Source organism: Rhizobium sp. CRRU65 (assembly GCF_048551595.1).
Taxonomy (GTDB): domain Bacteria; phylum Pseudomonadota; class Alphaproteobacteria; order Rhizobiales; family Rhizobiaceae; genus Rhizobium; species Rhizobium leguminosarum_J.
Genome location: NZ_JBLYZH010000002.1, coordinates 473,940 through 492,476 on the forward strand (window position 1 = coordinate 473,940; position 18,537 = coordinate 492,476).

The window sequence follows — 18,537 nt, forward strand, 5'->3', positions numbered from 1 at the left end:
TCCTATTCCTGTCGCAGCGCCTTCGAAACGCCGGTTGCGCCAAGCCGTGTAAGGCAGGCGGCGGTCGATTCGCCAGCGTCTTTGTTGTCTTCGATGGACCGGGCGAGCCTCTCTATAGCGAAATCGATCCGACCGCCAGCGATCCGTTCGACCGGCTGATCGGCGGCAAGGCCATTGAGGATGAGGCCATAACCTTCCGCCGAGCCCGTCAGCGTCAGCGCCGGCCGGGCATGAGCGCAGCCCTTGGCGCAGCCGGACAGATGCAGCGTCAGCGAACCGTCGAAAAGGGCAGGTGCTACGCCAATGAGCCGGCGCGCCAGAGTTCGCGTCTCGTAGAAAGCGGAGCCGCAGGCGCCGGCGCCGGCACAGGCGGCAATATGCTCGGTATTGTCGCCAGGCTGGGTGCTGAAGCCAAGTCCGGCGGCGGCCATCTGCATAGCCGGCACTGTATCGGCGGAAAGCCCGATGAGGAAGAAACCGCGACCGGGCGCAAGCCGGATGGCTGTTGCGCCGCGGTCCGTTGCCAGATCCAGCAAAGCGATCAGATCAGACGCTCTCATCTGCCCGAATGCCGGCCTGACGCCGAGTATGGTCTTGCCGTCCTCGAGCCTGTGCGAGCCGGCAAGCGGTATCCCTGCCGCGCCTGAAGGAAAGAATTTAATGCCATCCATCGCCGGAAAACGCGCCCGCAGAAGCGGCGGATCGATATCCCTTGCCCTGCTGCCCTGCCCGAGGTTCGCCAACAGGCTCACAATTTCGCCGACGGCCGATATCGCCGCCTCCGCAGGACCGATCGCGACCGGCATTGCGGTTTCACCGTCGCCATTGATCGCGACCAGCCATTCTGCGGGGGATTGCGCGACAATACGGATATCGGCGGACAGTGCCGATAAGCCGAAGGCTCCACCACCGTCGATGATAAGCGAGAGTTTTGGCGCGAGCCGCGGCGAGGCAAGCTGATCGCGGAGCGTGCTGCGTAAGGCCATTTCCATTGCCGCCGGATCGCTTACCTCCTCCGGGTCGATGCCGTGCAGCGGCGATGTCTCGATCGCCGGCCCGTCCGGCACGGTGATCCCGGCGGCATCGATATCGGCAGCGAGCTGTCCGACGGTCTCAGCCCGAAGGCCTCGGATCTGCAGATTGCCGCGGGCGGTGATTTCGAGAATGCCGTTTCCATGGTCTGCGGCGGAGCGGGCAAGGCTGGCGAACTGCGACAGCGTCAACGCGCCGCCGGCCGGCCGCAACCGGACCAGCAAACCGTCGCCGGTCGGCATGGGCGCGGCAAGGGCGGGGCAGGCGCCGCGCCTGCGCATCGTCACCGCTGGGCGACCATGCAGATCCGCCTCGCCCGTCCTGTCGCTCGCCTTTGCGGCCTTAATGCTCATTCTCGATCCTCTGATCATTTCTTACATGATCGCGGCCGACCCGGCAAAGCGTGATGGAAACGGCTCGAACCGCTATTCCTCGAAATCACGTCCCTTGCGCAGGAGATAGATGTCCATGATCCAGCCGTGCCGCTGCCTGGCCTCGGCCCTCAGCGTCTTAATGTCGGTGGCGATGTCGCCAAGTCGCCCTGATCTGACGATCTCGTCCTTGGTGCCGAGATAGGCGCCCCAGAAGATCTCGGCGTCGGGATCGTCGATCTTCGCAAAAGCCTGTTCGCCGTCAAGCATGACGACGGTGCTGTCGGTCAAAAGTCCGTCCTGCGCCAGCCTGCGCCCTGTGGTGATCTCGATCGGTTTGCCGACGAGGTTGAGAGGGATTCTGTGGCTGGCCGCCAGCGCCTGGATGCTGGTGATGCCGGGAATGACGCTGTAATCGAAATCCAGGCTGCTTTCCCGGCGCACGCGTTCGATGATGCGGATCGTGCTGTCGTAGAGACTGGGATCACCCCAGACGAGAAAGGCGCCGCTGCCATCGTCCGGGAGACCGGAGATCAGCTCTCCATAGATGCGGGCGATCTCACCGTGCCAGGCGTCGACGCTCTGCACATAGGTCTTGTCTGCCGTCTGCCTTTGCGGCACCGCAAATTCTGAAATTCTGGCTGCCGGCCGGGTGATATAACGTTCGCAGATTTCCCGCCGGATCTCGGCGAGCTCTTCCTTGCCGGCGCCCTTGACCGGCAGGAAGACCACGTCGGCAGCGTTCATCGCGTTGATCGCCTGTATGGTGAGGTGCTCAGGGTTGCCCGTGCCGATGCCGATGATATGAATGTGCTTCAAGCGGATACTCCCCTTCGAGTCCTGGCGGTCTTGCCGAAAAAGCCGGGTCGTCGCAAGGGCTGAACGGGAGTTGGCCGCGGCCAACCGAGCCTTGTGGGTAGCATCGGAGCCCTGTTGTTGCTGCAAATCCCGAATCGTGTCACTTTCGATACGCTTTTTGACGCTATGTTGACAGAAAAGCGCATCGAAAAGGATTGGGTGTTTTGGACAACATTAGCGTATCGACGACGGATGTACGGATCGAGCGGCATGCCAACCAGCTGTCGCGGCAACTGAAGCTGCTTCGCGACAAGCTGTTTCCGCCGCTCTCGCAAAAGACGCTACGAACATTCTCCTCCGGCGAGGCGGCCCAGATGATCGGCGTCTCGGACGGCTATCTTCGCCAGCTTTCACTGGATGGCAAGGGACCGCAGCCGGATCTTGCCCAGAATGGCCGGCGTTCCTACACGCTCGGCCAGATCAACGAATTGCGCCAGTATATGGCCAAGCTCAAGCCGAAGGACGCGCTTTCCTATCAGCCGTGGCGTCGCCCTGGCGAAAAGCTGCAGACGGTTGCCGTCACCAATTTCAAGGGCGGCTCGGCCAAGACCACGACGACGCTTTATCTGGCACAGTATCTGGCGCTGGCGGGTTACCGGGTGCTTGCGATCGATCTCGATCCGCAGGCCTCGCTCTCCTCCATGCTCGGCGTTCAGCCCGAATTCGATCTTTCCGAAGGCGACACGCTCTATGGCGCAATCCGCTATGATGCGGACCGCAAGCCGCTGAAGGAGATCGTCCGCAAGACCTATTTCGACGGTTTGGATCTTGTGCCGGGCAATCTCGAACTGATGGAGTTCGAGCATGAGACGCCACGGGCACTGAACGACCGGCAGCGACCTGGCGAGCTGTTCTTCCGTCGGGTCGGCATCGCCATTGCAGAGGTCGAGGCCGATTACGACATCGTGGTGATCGACTGCCCGCCGCAGCTCGGTTACCTCACGCTTGGCGCCGTTTGTGCCGCCACATCGCTGCTCATCACCATCCATCCGCAGATGGTCGACGTCGCGTCCATGTCGCAGTTCCTGCTGATGACTTCCGATCTGCTTTCCGTCGTCCGCAAGGCCGGCGGCGACCTGCAGCATGATTTCATCAAATATGTCGTCACGCGTCACGAACCCTTCGATGCGCCGCAGTCGCAGATCGTCGCGCTGCTGCGCGGCCTTTTCAGTGACGACGTGTTGACGGCGACCATTCTCAAGTCGACGGCGATCGCCGATGTCGGCCTGACCAAGCAGACGCTCTATGAGATCGAGAAGGGGCAGGTGCGCCGCTCGACCTATGACCGCGCGCTGGAATCGGTCAATGCTGCCAATGGCGAGGTGCTCGCCGGTATTCACAAAGCCTGGGGTCGAGCATGAGCAGACGCGATCGCCTGAAAGGTCTATTCGACGATACAGCGCAGGAGTTGGCCGCGGCCAACTACGAGGAGCAATCTTCGCGCGGATCGGCCGGGCCGGTTCGGACGATGGCGCTGACCCTTGGCCGCATGGAGGAAGAGAGCAGGGCGATGCAGGAGGCTTTGCTCTCCGGTGAACGCATCATCGAGCTCGATCCTGATCTGATCGACTCCTCCTTCGTCCGCGACCGCCTTGCCGACCAGCCCCTCGATTTGGAAGATGAGTTGGTGCGGTCGATTGCCGAGAACGGCCAGGAAGTGCCAATCCTCGTTCGCCGCCATCCCAACGACGAGGACCGCTACCAGATCGCCTACGGCCATCGCCGTCTGCAGGCGGTCAAGTTGCTCGGCCTCAAGGTACAGGCCATCGTCCGAAAGCTCGACGATACCGACGTCGTCATCGCGCAGGGCATTGAGAATTCGGCGCGTCGGAACCTTTCTTACATCGAGCGCGCGGTCTTTGCCCTCAATCTTGAGCTCAAGGGTTTTGAGCGCCCGGTCATCATGAAGGCGCTGTCGACGGACAAGACGGAGCTATCGAAGCTGATATCCGTCGCAAAAGCCATTCCCGCCGAGGTCGTCAGGTCGGTCGGAGCCGCACCCGGCATCGGGAGACGCAGGTGGATGGCGCTTGCCCAGGACTGGAATGGAATGACGGCCGCTCGGCTTGCCAAGCTCATTGCTTCTGGAAGTTTCGTGGCGGAAGAGAGCGATCGCCGTTTCGAGCTTTTGGTTGCCGAGCTCGCCAAGAAAGAGGCCAAACCCGAGGCCATGGAATATGACTGGAAGCCGAAGAGCGGCGGCAAGGTTGCCGGCCGAATCAAGAGCGCCGGAAATTCCTTCACGATCGCGTTGAAGACCGGCGATGCGCCGGATTTCGGCGCTTACATTTCACGCCGTCTCGATGAGCTTTACGAAGCCTATCGGGCCGGCAGGTTGCAAGCAGGAGAATAGGCCGCAAAAGAAAAAAGCCTCCGAACGTTGCCGCCGCGGAAGCCTTTCTCATATCTGGACAATCTGAGAATCGCACTTCCTCGAATCACTGTCAAGCGTCTTCGGCATCCTTTTGGGTGGTAGCTTTCTTTTGCCTTGAGAAAAGGTGAGGGACATGGAGCCTCAATATGTATCGACGCCCTTTGGGCGGCGATCGATGACGCTTGGCATGCTGGCAAGCCAAGCAAGTGCCAGCAAGGTCGATCCGGACGCATCGGTCGACAAGTGGAAGATCTTTCGTGCGCTCTGCGAAGCAAAGGACATGGTCGGCGTATCGGACCGTGCCCTGGCTGTTCTCAATGCGCTATTGACCTTTTACCCGAAGAACGAGATTGCCGAGGCCAACGGCTTCGTCGTCTTTCCCTCGAACGAGCAGCTGTCGCTGCGCACGCATGGCATGGCCGGCACGACGCTGCGGCGGAACCTGGCGATGCTGGTGGAAGCCGGCCTGATCATCCGCAGGGATAGTCCGAACGGCAAACGTTTTGCCCGCCGCAATGGCGAGGGCGGGTTTGGTGAAGCCTTTGGCTTCAGCTTGGCGCCACTGCTCGCGCGCGCCCACGAGATCGAGGCGCAGGCGGCCCAGGTGATGGCCGCCAAGCTCGAATGGAAGCGTCTGAGGGAGCGGCTGACACTTTGCCGGCGTGACATCACCAAGCTCATCGAGATCGCCCTGGAAGAGAAAATTGCCGGCGAATGGATCGAGATGCAGAAGCATTTCAATCTGCTTACCGCAAGCCTGCCGCGCCGCCCGTCGGCCGCGGAGATGGAAAGCCTGCTGGGCGATCTCGAAGCTTTCCGGGAGTTGATCGTCAAGACGCTGGAATTGAAGTCGAAAACAGAAAAAACAGACGGCAATGATAACCAGAACGGTCGGCACATACATAATTCAAACCCACACCACTTATCTGAACTTGAACCAGGCTTCGAGCCGAAGCAGGGCGCAAAGCCGGAGGAAGAACCGCAGCCGTGGCGGGAGCCGCCGAAATCCTTCCCCCTTGCCATGGTGCTGCAGGCCTGCCCGGAGATCGTCGCTTACGGGCCGGGCGGCGGCATTGGCAGCTGGCGGGATCTGATGGCCGCGGCCGTCGTCGTCCGATCCACGCTCGGCGTCAGCCCCAGCGCCTATCAGCTGGCCTGCGATGTCATGGGGCCGGAAAACGCCGCCACTGTGATCGCCTGCATTCTCGAAAGGGGCGGACATATCAATTCGGCCGGCGGCTACTTGCGTGACCTGACCCGGCGAGCGGAGCGCGGCGAATTCTCACTCGGACCGATGCTGATGGCGCTGATGCGGGCAAATGGTCCGACAGCGAGGAAAACCGGATGAGCGGCTATGAAAAAGTTTCGCACCAGCTGCGACGGTTAGAAGCATATGTGGCCGGTCGATCAGCGATCATAACGGCTTCCTTCCCCGCAGTTTTGTTGAAATACACCGTTAACCATGTCATACATGGCGGAAGAAAACATGCTTTTTGCTTCCCTTTGTGAAAAACCGTAAAGCTTAACAATGCGCTACGATATCGACAGTGTGATGCTTCAAACCTTGCTTTCAGCCGTTACCGCGGCGGAGGATGCCGTGGCGCGGCTGGACGAGCGGGTTTTGCGCTCGCCGGTCGGCGAGGGGTTTGCCGAACGCAGCCATTTCTTCGACGCCGCCGGCGCGCTCTGGGTGGCCGGCGAACTCGTGCATGTCGAGGATCTCGTTTTGCATGATGCGCATATGGATAGCCGCGCTCCCACCCATGAATTGACGATCGCCCATTCGGTGCTGCGGGCACGTCGGCGCATTTGGACCGGCGAACCCGCCTGGGCACTCGGCATCTCGGGCCTTGCGACGCTGACTGCAACCGGCGGGGAAGGGGAGGGGAAGGTCCCGGACGCAAAGAGCGTTGCAGTTCCGCTCGAGAGCGACGGAGAGGCTGAGGCTGAGGATGAGGACCGGCCGCTCGCTGCCGAGATGGCGGAGATCGATGCGCTTCTTGCCCGCTCGCAAAAGCTGCTCGATATCCACACAGGGAAAACGCCGGCAAGCGAGACGACCGCCGTTACTCCGGCAAGACGTAACGAAGACCCTCTCGGCTTGCTCGGTGACGACGAGTGGGACGAGGAACAGCGGCTTGCGGAATGGCGGAGCGTCCAGCCATTGGCCGATAGCTTGCCGCCGGTTCTCGGTGCCATCATCCTCTTCGAAGCCTGGGAAAGGATCGAGCCGTTGCGGCGTCAGCACTGGCTCGGTGGCCTTCTGGTCGCAAGCCATCTACGCGCCCGCGGAAAGGTCGCCTCGCATCTCTTCTCTTTTTACGGCGGACTGAAGCTGGTGCGCCATGAGCGTCGTCGGGCGCGCGATCGGGTCACGCGGCTGCAAGCCTTTCTGGAGGCGATGCATCTGGGTGCCGTGGCCGGCCTCAAGGAAATCGATCGCTTGTCGCTGGCGCGCACGCAGATGGAGCTGCGCTTTCGCGGCCGCCGTTCAAACAGCAGCCTGCCGGAACTTGCCGACTTCATCCTGTCGCGGCCGATGGTCTCGGCGGCGATGATCGCCCGTCATCTGCGCATCACACCGCGCGGCGCGCTGAACCTCGTCAACGAGATCGGCATTCGTGAAATTACTGGCCGGGGCCGCTATCGCGCCTGGGGTATCATCTAGCGCGTCACCCGAAAATCGGAATCGATTTTCGGAAAGGATTATGCGCAGATCCAAAGTGATAGAGCGTCCTTAGCGCGTCTGAAAAGACGCGCGGCGCTCAAATGCATGTCGCCTAAAACCGTGCAGCGGTTTTGGGACAACGTCATGGATAAGACAAAGACTTAAAGCGCGTCGCATGATTCGGCGTCTGAGTAGCAACGGAACAGAAAACCTACATAAGGATTTCACGGCTCGTCGTCAGGATCGGCGGTTTTCGGATCACGTAGCGGTCTGAGTTCGCCTCGGGCCACGAATTCGGGGAGCGTGAAGGCGTATCGGTCCAGCATGTTGACGTGGCGGAAGCCGAGCGCGAGAGACGCGCGACGCCAATTGCCTTTCCGGTTTCGGCGCCATATCGACAGCCACTTGATTTCGACATAGCAGTGACCCTCGATCCAATTTGAAGATGGCATTGTTCAATGCGCGACAGCGACAAAACACTTCGGCGGCGCTTGGTTGATGCCCTGCGCCCGCTGGCCGAGCGCGACACGCGCTTATCGCTCGAAAACGAGGATACACCGTTCATCTCGGCCTTCGTCGCCCGTCACCGAGAAACGATTTCCGAGCTCACCATGCCCGCCGCCGGCCTTGTCATAGTCATCGAAGGCCGCAAGGAGGTGCTGTGGGGCGCCGGACGCAATATCTACCAAGGCGGTGACGCCTTCGTACTGCCGGCCGGTGCTGAGGTCGATGTCGTCAACGAACCAGATGCAGACACTGGCGTCTATCGCGCCCTGTTCGTCCGCTTCTCTCGCGCACTGGTCATTGAGGCGGCGCGCCTTTGGCCACAACTCACCATGCGCGAAGTACCCCTCGGCTCGTCCATCAAGATCAGTCCGACGCTCTGCTCGGCTATCATCCATAGCGGCGAGGCGCTGGCGGGTCCGCTCGACCTTTCCCGGCGCGTCGTGGACCACCGTGTTCTCGAGGTTCTGCTTATCCTGGCCGAACAGGGTGTGCTGCCCTTGATTCCCAAATATGTGGACAGCTCAGTCACACAGGCGGTGCGGCTCTTGATCCGCCACCGGCTCGATCACGCGTGGTCCACCGCTGCGGTTGCCGCGTCATTGTCGATGTCAGAGGCCACCCTGCGGCGGCGACTGCGGGACGAAAACCACTCACTCCGCGCGCTGCTGCTCGCCGAAAGAATGCAAGCCGCTTACCTCATCCTCTCCGATCGGGATGCCGATGTCGCCGACGCAATCGCCGCGACGGGCTATGCTTCTCGTTCACACTTCTCGCGGCACTTCCAGGATGCCTTCGGACAGGCTCCTTCGACCGTTCGTAGGGCACGTAAAAGACCCATGGCCTGACCGTTTCGGGCTCATTCCTGATCAAATCGGGGCCACACGCGCTTGCATCGTTCCCTATGCTCGGCTGAAATCAACCAAGCGAGATGAACGATGATCAGGAATAAAAGCATATGGGCCGCCATCAGTGTGGCCGCTGCATTTTCGGCGACGGCGCCCATGGCCGCAGACTCGACGCTGTCCGTAAAGATAGAAGGGCTTGACACCTCCGGCCGGTTTGCAGACTCCGCCGCCTTCTGCCCGCCCGGGATTGGGTCCAAGGACGTGAGCCCGGGTGTCTCATGGTCGGCAGGCCCCCAGGGCACCATGTCTTATGTGTTGCTGCTGACCGATCCGGACGTACCGCGAGATTTTAGCCTTATCAATAAACCCGGCACCACAATTCCAGCCGACGCGCCGCGGATCAGCGTTTTCCACTGGGTTCTGGCCGATATTCCCGCCGGCACCATGTCGATCGGCGAAGGCGCGGAAAGCGAGGGTCTCGTGCTGGGGGGCAAGCCGGTCGGCGTGACGCCTCACGGACTGCGGGGCGCCAATGTCTATACCAGCTTTCTGGCCACAGCTGATGGCATGGCCGGCACCTATGGCGGTTACGACGGCCCCTGTCCGCCTGTAAACGACCAGCGTATCCACCACTACACCCTTAAAGTGGTCGCACTAGACGTTCCGACTTTGGGCCTTTCCGGGCCGTTCACCGGCGAAGATGTAGAAAAGGCCATGGCTGGCCACATGCTGGCAAGGGGCGAGACGATAGCGACCTATTCATTGAACGCGAGTCTGATCGCCCCTGCCGCGGCGAACTAGATCACGATCCCGAAAAGTTGAGGCGCACCATGTCACCAAACGTTTCGTCCACACCCGTCTTCAATCGAGATGCATCCGGCTACGATGCCCTTAGGCGCGGCCTTATTCCCTGTTTCGATGCATTTTACGGCACAGCACTAGACTTGATCGATGACTGGCGGGACGCCAAAAAACTGCGTGTACTCGATCTAGGCGCTGGCACCGGCCTTTTCACCGCCATGGTGCTAGCCCGCCACCCCGATGCCCAGATTCACCTCGTAGATGCCTCTGAAAAAATGCTCGAGCAGGCCCGACAACGCTTCAATGGTAGTCCGGCCATTACCTATGCCGTGGCCGACATGGCCGATGCCGAGCTCGGCGGTCCGTGGGATCTCATCATATCGGCACTGGCTATCCATCATCTGGAAGACGCCGCGAAAAAGCACCTCTTCGGTGGCATTCGGGGCGCCTTGTCCGAAGGTGGCCTGTTCGTCAACGCCGAGCAGGTCCTTGGCCATGATTCCCAGGTCGAGGCCCGCTACGCCCGTACATGGCTGCAGCAGGTCAGAAGGCTAGGCGTATCCGAAGCGGAAATCGCTATGGCGCACGAGCGCATGTCCCACGATCGTTGCTCCTCGGTCGAAAACCAGTTGCAATGGATGCGCGATACAGGACTTTCACAGGTCGACTGCAGCTTCAAAGCATGGCGTTTCGCGGTGCTGAGCGGTCGACGTTAGGGCGAGCAGTCAGCCGTAACGGGAAAACGAAAACGGCCGGGCGTTGACCCGGCCGTTTCCTTTGGGTGAGCACCCGACCTGCCATCCTGTCACAGACTGCAGACCAGGCGCTCTTGCGCTTCCTTTGCCCCCAGAAGCGCAGTCGTTATTCCCGCTCGCCCGTGAAGTTGAGCAGAAGCTGGAAGATGTTGACGAAGTTCAGGTAGAGCGAGAGCGCACCGAAGACGGCGAGCTTCTGATTCGATTCCTGATCAAAGTTTTCCGAATACTGTTCCTTGATGTTCTGCGTGTCGTAGGCGGTCAGTCCGACGAAGACGACGATGCCGATCACCGAGATCGCAAACTGCAGCGCGCTCGAACCCAGGAAGATGTTGACGACAGAGGCGATGATGACGCCGAAGAGGCCCATCATCAGGAACGAGCCCATGCGCGAGAGATCACGCTTTGTCGCATAGCCGTAGAGGCTGGTGGCGCCGAACATCGTGGCGGTGATGAAGAAGGTCCGCGCGATGCTCGCCCCGGTGAAGACCAGGAAGACGGACGCGAGCGATAGCCCCATCACGGCGCAGAAGGCCCAGAAGGTGATCTGGGCGGTGCCGGCCGACATCGTCTGGATCTTGAACGAGAAGAAGAAGACGAAGGCGAGCGGAGCAAGCATCACCACCCACTTCAGCGGCGAGCCGAAGATCGGGACATAGAGTGCCGGCGTCGAGCCGACGACAAAGGCGACGAGTCCTGTGATGACGAGGCCGAGAGCCATATAGTTGTAGACGCGCAGCATATGCTGGCGAAGGCCTTCGTCGAAGAGGGCCTGGGAGCCGGCGACGGCACCGTAGCGGGGATTGATCGGGTTCATGCTGATCTCCTCGGTTTGAATTAATAGAGCGAGCGGGCGAGCCGTTCGGCCGCCTGGTCGAGATTGAGACCGCTATCGTCGGCGATCAGCGCATAAGCGACCTCGCCGATTTGCCAATAGGCGGCTTCTGCTTTTTCCAGCGTCAGATGGCTGACAGGCTTGACCTCGAAGGCGCCCGGACGGACGGCGAAAAGCGACAGTTGCTTTCCATCCGATTGTTCGATCGCCATCTCGACGCTGGGCCCGAATTCAGACGGGAAGATCTGCACGTCGGCGACCTTCCAATCCCTAGGCAGTTCGGGCATCACGATCGCGGTGGCGGCGCGAATATCGTCGGCGTTATAAGTGGCCGGCGTCTGCGGAGGCATAGATTGGCGCAGCGCCGCCGTCTGATAGGCGCGGATGGCATCCTCGACATAGGCGGGTGCCGGAACCGATGCCACCACCTCGGTCGCCGAGAAGGCGCCGAAGGAATTGTGCGCCACCCAGCCGGCGGCGATCAGAATGCCGACAGCGGCAATGCGCTGCATCGAATGGAAGATGCGGCCATAGGAAAGGCCACGTTCCAGCCGGCGGGCGGCATCGCGGGTCTCGGGGCGGCCAAAGGCACTTTCGCCGGCCAGCGCCAGACGCAGTTCGCCCCTCACGCTGAGGTCGGCCATGACCTTGGCGGCAATCGACGGATTCTCGGAAAGATAGGATTCCACCTGGATGCGACGGGCGACATCGAGCTCGCCATCCACATAGGCGTCGAGATCGGCATCGAGGATCGGATCAATTGCTTTCATTGCCGTTCCCTCCGATGATTCTCAGATGCGAAACCCGCGGCGTCTTCTCCTCGAATTCGCGCAGTTGAGCCCGCGCGCGGGAGATGCGCGACATCAGCGTCCCCACAGGAATGCCAAGCGCCTGGGCGGCTTCCTGGTAGGAAAGATCTTCGATCGCGACGAGATGCAACGCCTCACGCTGTTCCTCCGGCAGGTCGAAGAAGGCGTCGCGCACCTGCTGCAGGCGCACGGCATGTTCCTGGCCGGCTGGAAGGGACTGCTCGGCTTCGACAGCTGCTTCATCGTGGCGTCGCGTCAGCGACCGGTTCCGGCGAAGACGATCGATATGAGCATTGTGCAGAATCGAGAGCAGCCAGGTGCGCAGGTTGCCGCCGCTGCGGAAGCTCTTTCGCTTCTCGAAGGCGCGCACCAGCGCATCATGCACCAGATCCTCCGCCTCGTCCGAATTGCGCACCAGCGAGCGAGCGTAGCGCCTCAGCGCTGCAAGCTGTCCGATGACGTCGAAGGGGCGGTCTTTGCGTTCCATGATTGAGTATACGGATATGCGGCGGGTTTTATTCCCGCGGACGTAAAAAAATCATGCAGGCCGCAGATCATCGTCGGATCATCATCAAAATAGTCTTCTCAAGCGGACCGACGCCTCAAATCCCCAATTGTTTATGACAATTACATGACGGATCATGACGCCGCTGATTTGCAGGGGAAAATCAAGAATGAAGGAAAAGAAGCGGGTCTACGAAGCTCTCGTGGACGGCGCCATGGAAGGGCTGACGGATGAGGCGCTCTATGATTTCGTCAAGGCGCGCTGTCCGAAGGCCACCAGCAAGAAGATCGTCCGGGCCTCGCTTCTCGCCCTGATGGATCCTCATCTCAGAGACCGCAATATTCTCGACGTGATCTATGCGCTGGCGATCAAGCATCGGCTGGATGACGGGGTGCTGGACGACGGCGAAGACGACGAGCCCGACGAGCGGGCTCAAACCTCGCGGGCAGCCAACCAGAACATGCCCCAGCTTTCCTGATGCAATTCGCCTGAAATGGTCAGCCGCCGTCCGAAAGCTCTTCGAGGATCGGACAGTCCGGCCTGTCGTTGCCGTGGCAGGCATGCACCAGGTGCTCCAGCGTCCGGCGCAGTTCCGTCAGCTCGCGGATCTTGCGGTCGATCTCGGCAAGCTTTGTCTCGGCAATATCCTTGACGTCGGCGCTTGCCCGCTCCTTGTCCTCATAGAGCGCCAGCAATTGCCGGCATTCCTCGACGGAAAAGCCGAGGCCGCGCGAGCGCTGCAGGAAGCGCAGCTTGTGGACGTCGGTTGCGGCATAGTCGCGATAGCCGTTTCCGCCCCTTTCGGGGCGGATGAGGCCGATATCCTCGTAGTAGCGGATGGTCTTGGAAGGCAGGCCGGAGCGTTCCGATGCTTCGCCGATATTCATTGCCATCTCCTATAGTTTTGCAAAGCGCAGTCTCAGCGCATTGGCAATGACCGAAACGGACGACAGGCTCATTGCCGCCGCGGCGATCATCGGCGAAAGCAGCAGCCCGAAGATCGGATAGAGCAGGCCGGCCGCGATCGGCACGCCGAGCGCATTATAACCGAAGGCGAAGCCGAGATTCTGGCGGATGTTTTGCATCGTCGCCTCCGCCAGCCGCCGTGCCCTGACGATGCCGTTCAGATCGCCCTTCACCAAGGTGATGCCGGCGCTTTCCATCGCGACGTCGGCGCCGGTCCCCATGGCGATGCCGACATCGGCGGCGGCAAGGGCCGGCGCATCGTTGACGCCGTCCCCTGCCATGGCGATGATGGCGCCCTTGGCACGCAACTCGTCGATCAGCGCCTTCTTGCCTTCCGGAAGCACATCGGCGCGCACCTCGTCGATGCCGAGGCTTTTTGCCACCGCACGCGCCGTGGCCTCGTTGTCGCCGGTCGCCATGATGATCTTCAGCCCGCTGTCGTGCAGCGCCTTGATGGCGGCGGCTGTCGTCGGCTTGATCCTGTCGGCAACGGCGACAAGACCGGCAAGCGCGCCGTCGAATACCACGAACATCACCGTCTTGCCGTCGCCGCGCAGGGCTTCGGTCTTCTCGGCAAGTGCGTGGGGATCGATGCCGAGATCGCTAAGCATCGCCGCATTGCCAAGCGCCACCGATGTGCCGCCGGCAAGACCCTGAACGCCCTTGCCGGTCCTTGCCTCGAAGGCGCTGACCTCGACGAAGGGGACGCCGCGCTCCTCGGCGCCGGAAACGATCGCCTCGGCCAGCGGATGTTCGGAGCCGCGCTCCAGGCTAGCTGCCAGCGACAGCAGCCGCTCTTCTCCGGCCCCGCCGAAGGCGAGGATGTCGGTAAGCTTCGGCTTGCCCTCGGTCAGCGTGCCGGTCTTGTCGACGATCAGCGTGTCGACCTTGGAAAAACGCTCGAGCGCTTCGGCGTCCTTGATCAGCACGCCTTCCTGTGCGCCCCGCCCCGTCGCGATCATGATCGACATCGGCGTCGCAAGCCCGAGCGCGCAGGGGCAGGCGATGATGAGAACGGCGACGGCCGCAAGCAGGCCATTCGCCATGCGCGGCTCCGGCCCGATCGCGACCCAGACGAGGAAGGCAAGGACGGCAGCGGCGACCACCGCCGGCACGAAGACGGCCGAGACCCGGTCGACCGCGCCCTGGATCGGCGCCCGCGAGCGTTGCGCCTTGGCGACCATGTCGACGATGCGCGACAGCACCGTGTCCGCACCCACCTTTTCGGCGGTCATGACGAAGGTGCCGTTCTTGTTGATCGTGCCGCCGGTCAGCGGGTCGCCCTTCGATTTTTCCAGGGGCAGAGGCTCACCTGATATCATCGATTCATCGACCGTCGACTGGCCTTCGAGGATGGAGCCGTCCACCGGCACCCGCTCGCCGGGGCGCACGCGCAGCCGGTCCCCAGTCTGGATATCGTCCACCGGCACGTCACGCTCGCTGCCGTCGGCATCGAGGCGCCGCGCCGTCTTCGGCGCAAGGTCGAGAAGAGCGCGGATTGCCGAGCCGGTGCGTTCGCGCGCCTTCAATTCCAGCACCTGGCCGACGAAGACGAGCGCGACGATGACGGCTGCTGCCTCGAAATAGACGGGCACGGCCGCGCCATGGCCATAAAAGCCCATGGGGAAGATGCCGGGCACAAGCGTGGCAACGACGCTGTAGAGATAGGCGGTGCCGACGCCGAGACCGATCAGCGTCCACATATTCGGGCTGCGGTTGACGACAGACGCCCATGCGCGGCGGAAGAAGGGCAGGGCCGCCCAGAGCACCACCGGCGTTGCCAACAGCAGTTCGATGAACGACGCCAGGGGTTCGCCGATCGCGTCGCGGAGCGGCAGGCCGAACATCGGCCCCATGCTGAGCGCCAGCAACGGTAGGGCGAGAATGGCGCTGACCGAGAGCCGCCTGATGAAATCGACGAGTTCAGGGTTCGGACCTTCGTCATCAGGCGGAATGCCCATCGGCTCCAGCGCCATGCCGCATTTCGGGCAGTCGCCGGGACGATCGCTGACGACTTCGGGATGCATCGGGCAGGTATAGAGCGTGCCCTTTTGTGCCGGCTTTGCCGGCGGGTGCTTGCCGTCGCGATAGGCTGCGGGGTCGGCTTCGAATTTCGCTTGGCAGGCGGGCGAGCAGAAATAGAATTTCTCACCGTCGGCTTTCAGGAAGTGCTTCGCTGTCGAGCGATCGACGGTCATGCCGCAGACGGGGTCCTTCGCGCTCAGATAATCCTCAGGTACTGCCGCAAACTTGGTCCGGCAGCCCTCGGAGCAGAAATGATAGGTGCGGCCCTCATGCTCGAGCGAGGGTTTGCCGGCCTGCGGATCGACGGTCATGCCGCAGACAGGATCACGGATCATGGCATCGGCAGCCTTCTCCTGATCATGGCCGCAATGGCCATGATCATCGCCATCGGCGTGGCTATGGTGGTGGTCGTGCTCGTGCTTGATATCCATGACTATCTCCTATGCCCGAAGGGCCGTTGGATAGGCTTATCCACCTTCCAGCGACTGGAAGGTCAAGCACTATTTTCATGGATATGATTTTTGCGCCGACTGGTCCTCAGATCGGGGTGATCAGCCCGACGGGCTGGCTCCCGAGCAGGGCGGCGACCGAAATGCTGCCGCCGGGCTCGATCGTCTTTCCGGTCAGCATGTCGGCCTTCAACCCGTGAAGCGGGGAGGGGACGGCAATCGTCGTATCCTCCCAGAATTCCGGGCCGGCAAAGAGCACGCCCGGATCGAGCCAGCCGAACATCAGCCGCGGCGCCGCGATGATGGCGAAAACACTCTTATGCACCCGGGCAAAAGCAAGCACATGGTCGCGCCGGTTGCCTGTCACCTTCAATGGCAGATAGTCGCCTCCAGCAAAGAGGTCCGCGTGCCGTTGGCGCAGCTGCAGGCCGATCCCGACGAGGCGCTGTTTCAACGCTGCCGCCTGCAGCTTGGCGATCGGACCGGGTTCGGCTAGCCAGGCCGTCAGTTGCTGATGATCGACCGGCCGGCGATTGTCGGGATCGACGAGACTGAAATCGAAGCCTTCGGCACCCTGGTAGATATCGGGAATGCCGGGGGCCGTCAGCTTGAGCAGCGTCTGCGACAGGCTGTTGAGATAACCCGCCGCGATGAAGGGCTGCAGCACCCTTTCGAAATCCTCGAGGAAGACGTCATTATCGGGCGAGACCAGCGCCGCGGCATAGGTGGTGACCGCTTCCTCGTAGTCGGCATCCTGTTTTGTCCAGCCGCTGCGCAGTTTTGCCTCGCGCACCGCCTTGACCGCGTAATCGGTGAAGCGTTCGCGGAGTTCTTCCGTCTGTGCTCTGTCGAAATCCTCCGGCCAGATGCCGCCCAGAGCCTGATAAAGCATCCATTCGACATTGGGTTCCGGCGCGGTGCCATCCGCCAGATCCTTCAGCCAGGGACGGTTCATCTCGCGCCAACGCGCGACCGCCTGTGCAAAAACATCCGCGCCTTCGCTCAACGCATAAAGCCTTGCACGCGCATCCTCGCCGCGTTTGGTGTCGTGGGTGGCGCTGGCCGAAAGCCCATGCGGCTGCAGCCGCGCCCGCTCGGCCATGCGGCGGTGAAATTCGTCCGGGCCGCCAGGCGCCTTGCCAGGTTCGCCGCCGACTTCGTTTGCAGCAAGCAGCCTATTGTAACGGTAAAACAGCGTATCTTCCGTCGCCTTCGCCATTACCGGCCCGCTCAATTGCTGGAAGCGGATACGGAAGTCGTGGGCCGCGTCGCCTTCGACCTTGCCTTCGAGGAGCTTCAGCACATGGTCGCAAGCACGCCGGTCATCGAGCTGCATCATGGCTTGCGAGGCGGTGGCGGCAAGCACTGCTGAATCCTGCCAGGAAAGTGGGCCGCCGTCGCCATAGGTGCGGTAGACCGGAAAGGCGATCAGCAACTCGCTGAGCGCAGTGGCGATGTCGTCTCTTTTCACCTCGGGAAAGATGCCTGATGCGATCGACACCAGCCTGTCGGTCTCGCCGGCGAAATTGCGTTCGACCATCAGTCGCTTGGCAATTCTCCGGCCCTCCTCGAGATCAGCCGTCTCACCGGCAACGCTGCGATAGGCAACGTCCATTATGCGCAGACCGCCGCCGTCGATGAACAGCTCGCTCAGTGCAGCGATGAATTCATATCCGGTGGTGCCGGCAACCGGCCAGTTCTCCGGCAGGACCTCACCGGTTCCCAGGATCTTTTCCACGACGATATAGCTGTCCGGTCCGGCGGCCTCCCGCAGCCTGTCCAGATAGGCCGTGGGTTCGGCGAGCCCATCGACATGATCGATGCGCAGGCCCTGGACTTTGCCATGGCGCACCAGCTCGATCACCAGCCGGTGCATGTCCTCGAACACGGCTGGATCTTCGACGCGGGTGCCGACCAATCCGGTCACCTCGAAAAAGCGGCGATAGCTCAGATGTCGTGCCGCCTCCTTCCAATGGGTGAGCCGCCAATGCTGTGCCTCATGCAGGCTTTGCATGAAATCGCGATCGGCCGAGAGGTCATCGAGCTTCTGCCGGAGGACTGCCCGATCGCCGCCTTCGAAGAGAATGTCACGCATCGCGCGGTTGAAGTCCTCGCCGGAGGTCGCGGCCGCGGTCTCCGCCATTCTGTCGGCAACCGGATCGCCGAGCCGGTTTGCGATCGCTCCGTAACTGCCGGGGTTCAGCGGCAACAGCGTTTCGAAATAACCGAAGGCGAAATTGCCATGCGTTTCGTCGAGCGCGACGCGCAGTTCACCACTGGCCAGTGCTCCCTCGAAATCCTGGCCGAGCTGCGGCAGCGTCAGCGGTTCGCTCCAGTCGATGTCGAAGTGGCTAAAATAGGCGCTTTGCCGGCCAAATGTCAGCACGTCGCGCCACCAGCCGTTTTCCGGCGAGGCTGCCATGTGGTTCGGCACGATGTCGAGGACCAGCCCCATGCCCGCCGAGGCGAGGCTCTCCGTCAGCCGTTCGAATCCTGCCCGACCGCCGAGCACCGGGTCGATCTCGTTGGCGTCGGTGACGTCGTAGCCGTGGGTCGAGCCGCTGACGGCGGTGAAGATCGGAGAGGCGTAGAGGTGGCTGATGCCGAGTGTCTTGAGGTAGGGAACGAGGTCGCAGGCGCGATCGAAGGTCATGCCGTTGCGGAATTGTATCCGGTAGGTCGCTGTCGGGAGAGTCATGAGGCCGCTGACGTTGAAGGGAGATTGTTCCAAACGGTT

Annotated in this window: 16 protein-coding genes; 8 read left to right on the forward strand and 8 right to left on the reverse strand. The window is 61.7% G+C overall.

Annotated elements, in window-relative coordinates:
- Positions 1-2: 2 nt before the first annotated feature.
- Both cobG and cobF read right to left on the reverse strand, forming a co-directional pair.
- Positions 3-1,385, reverse strand: coding sequence for a precorrin-3B synthase (gene cobG / locus ACM5SV_RS05480; protein WP_221990826.1), 1,383 nt, complete (start codon positions 1,383-1,385; stop codon positions 3-5).
- 72 nt (positions 1,386-1,457) lie between these two features.
- Positions 1,458-2,222 carry a precorrin-6A synthase (deacetylating) gene (gene cobF, locus ACM5SV_RS05485; protein ID WP_017996852.1) on the reverse strand — a complete coding sequence of 255 codons (765 nt, stop codon included), beginning with the start codon at positions 2,220-2,222 and terminating at the stop codon, positions 1,458-1,460.
- A gap of 203 nt (positions 2,223-2,425) precedes the next feature.
- On the opposite strand from cobF, the gene repA reads away from it, so the two are divergent.
- The 7 genes from repA (at position 2,426) to ACM5SV_RS05520 (ending at position 10,172) form a co-directional block, all read left to right on the forward strand.
- On the forward strand, positions 2,426-3,622 hold the full coding sequence (gene repA, locus ACM5SV_RS05490; RefSeq protein ID WP_113547851.1) for a plasmid partitioning protein RepA: 1,197 nt from the start codon (positions 2,426-2,428) through the stop codon (positions 3,620-3,622).
- The gene (repB, locus tag ACM5SV_RS05495) at positions 3,619-4,614 is read left to right on the forward strand and encodes a plasmid partitioning protein RepB (RefSeq protein WP_222017061.1); all 996 of its coding nucleotides are present in this window, start codon (positions 3,619-3,621) and stop codon (positions 4,612-4,614) included. The genes repA and repB overlap by 4 nt, the downstream gene beginning before the upstream one ends.
- A 154-nt stretch (positions 4,615-4,768) precedes the next feature.
- Positions 4,769-5,983 carry a plasmid replication protein RepC gene (repC, locus tag ACM5SV_RS05500; RefSeq protein WP_222017059.1) on the forward strand — a complete coding sequence of 405 codons (1,215 nt, stop codon included), beginning with the start codon at positions 4,769-4,771 and terminating at the stop codon, positions 5,981-5,983.
- A gap of 180 nt (positions 5,984-6,163) precedes the next feature.
- The gene (locus tag ACM5SV_RS05505) at positions 6,164-7,303 is read left to right on the forward strand and encodes an RHE_PE00001 family protein (protein WP_222017057.1); all 1,140 of its coding nucleotides are present in this window, start codon (positions 6,164-6,166) and stop codon (positions 7,301-7,303) included.
- 458 nt (positions 7,304-7,761) lie between these two features.
- Complete coding sequence (locus tag ACM5SV_RS05510) at positions 7,762-8,655, forward strand: helix-turn-helix domain-containing protein (RefSeq protein ID WP_222017055.1); 894 nt, start codon at positions 7,762-7,764, stop codon at positions 8,653-8,655.
- 90 nt (positions 8,656-8,745) lie between these two features.
- Entirely contained in the window at positions 8,746-9,456 is a 711-nt protein-coding gene (locus ACM5SV_RS05515) for a YbhB/YbcL family Raf kinase inhibitor-like protein (RefSeq protein WP_222017053.1), read from the forward strand.
- Between the two features lie 29 nt (positions 9,457-9,485).
- The gene (locus tag ACM5SV_RS05520) at positions 9,486-10,172 is read left to right on the forward strand and encodes a class I SAM-dependent methyltransferase (RefSeq protein WP_222017051.1); all 687 of its coding nucleotides are present in this window, start codon (positions 9,486-9,488) and stop codon (positions 10,170-10,172) included.
- Between the two features lie 145 nt (positions 10,173-10,317).
- Here the strand turns inward: ACM5SV_RS05520 and ACM5SV_RS05525 are convergent, their stop codons facing one another.
- From ACM5SV_RS05525 to ACM5SV_RS05535, 3 genes are read right to left on the reverse strand one after another with little or no spacing between them, the layout of a single operon-like run.
- Entirely contained in the window at positions 10,318-11,028 is a 711-nt protein-coding gene (locus ACM5SV_RS05525) for a Bax inhibitor-1/YccA family protein (protein WP_003553458.1), read from the reverse strand.
- Positions 11,029-11,048: 20 nt separating this feature from the next.
- The gene (locus ACM5SV_RS05530) at positions 11,049-11,816 is read right to left on the reverse strand and encodes an anti-sigma factor family protein (protein WP_017996844.1); all 768 of its coding nucleotides are present in this window, start codon (positions 11,814-11,816) and stop codon (positions 11,049-11,051) included.
- Positions 11,803-12,342, reverse strand: a complete 540-nt coding sequence (locus ACM5SV_RS05535; RefSeq protein ID WP_003553462.1) for a sigma-70 family RNA polymerase sigma factor — start codon at positions 12,340-12,342, stop codon at positions 11,803-11,805. Before ACM5SV_RS05535 ends, ACM5SV_RS05530 begins: the two co-directional genes overlap by 14 nt.
- 187 nt (positions 12,343-12,529) lie before the next feature.
- On the opposite strand from ACM5SV_RS05535, the gene ACM5SV_RS05540 reads away from it, so the two are divergent.
- Positions 12,530-12,838: a hypothetical protein gene (locus ACM5SV_RS05540; protein WP_003553464.1), complete on the forward strand. Its 309-nt coding sequence runs from the start codon at positions 12,530-12,532 to the stop codon at positions 12,836-12,838.
- A gap of 19 nt (positions 12,839-12,857) precedes the next feature.
- Here the strand turns inward: ACM5SV_RS05540 and cueR are convergent, their stop codons facing one another.
- The 3 genes from cueR to treY form a co-directional block, all read right to left on the reverse strand.
- On the reverse strand, positions 12,858-13,247 hold the full coding sequence (gene cueR / locus ACM5SV_RS05545; protein ID WP_003553466.1) for a Cu(I)-responsive transcriptional regulator: 390 nt from the start codon (positions 13,245-13,247) through the stop codon (positions 12,858-12,860).
- A 9-nt stretch (positions 13,248-13,256) separates the two neighbouring features.
- Entirely contained in the window at positions 13,257-15,782 is a 2,526-nt protein-coding gene (locus tag ACM5SV_RS05550; RefSeq protein ID WP_222017050.1) for a heavy metal translocating P-type ATPase, read from the reverse strand.
- 106 nt (positions 15,783-15,888) lie between these two features.
- Positions 15,889-18,498: a malto-oligosyltrehalose synthase gene (gene treY / locus ACM5SV_RS05555; RefSeq protein WP_222017047.1), complete on the reverse strand. Its 2,610-nt coding sequence runs from the start codon at positions 18,496-18,498 to the stop codon at positions 15,889-15,891.
- Between the last annotated feature and the right edge of the window lie 39 nt (positions 18,499-18,537).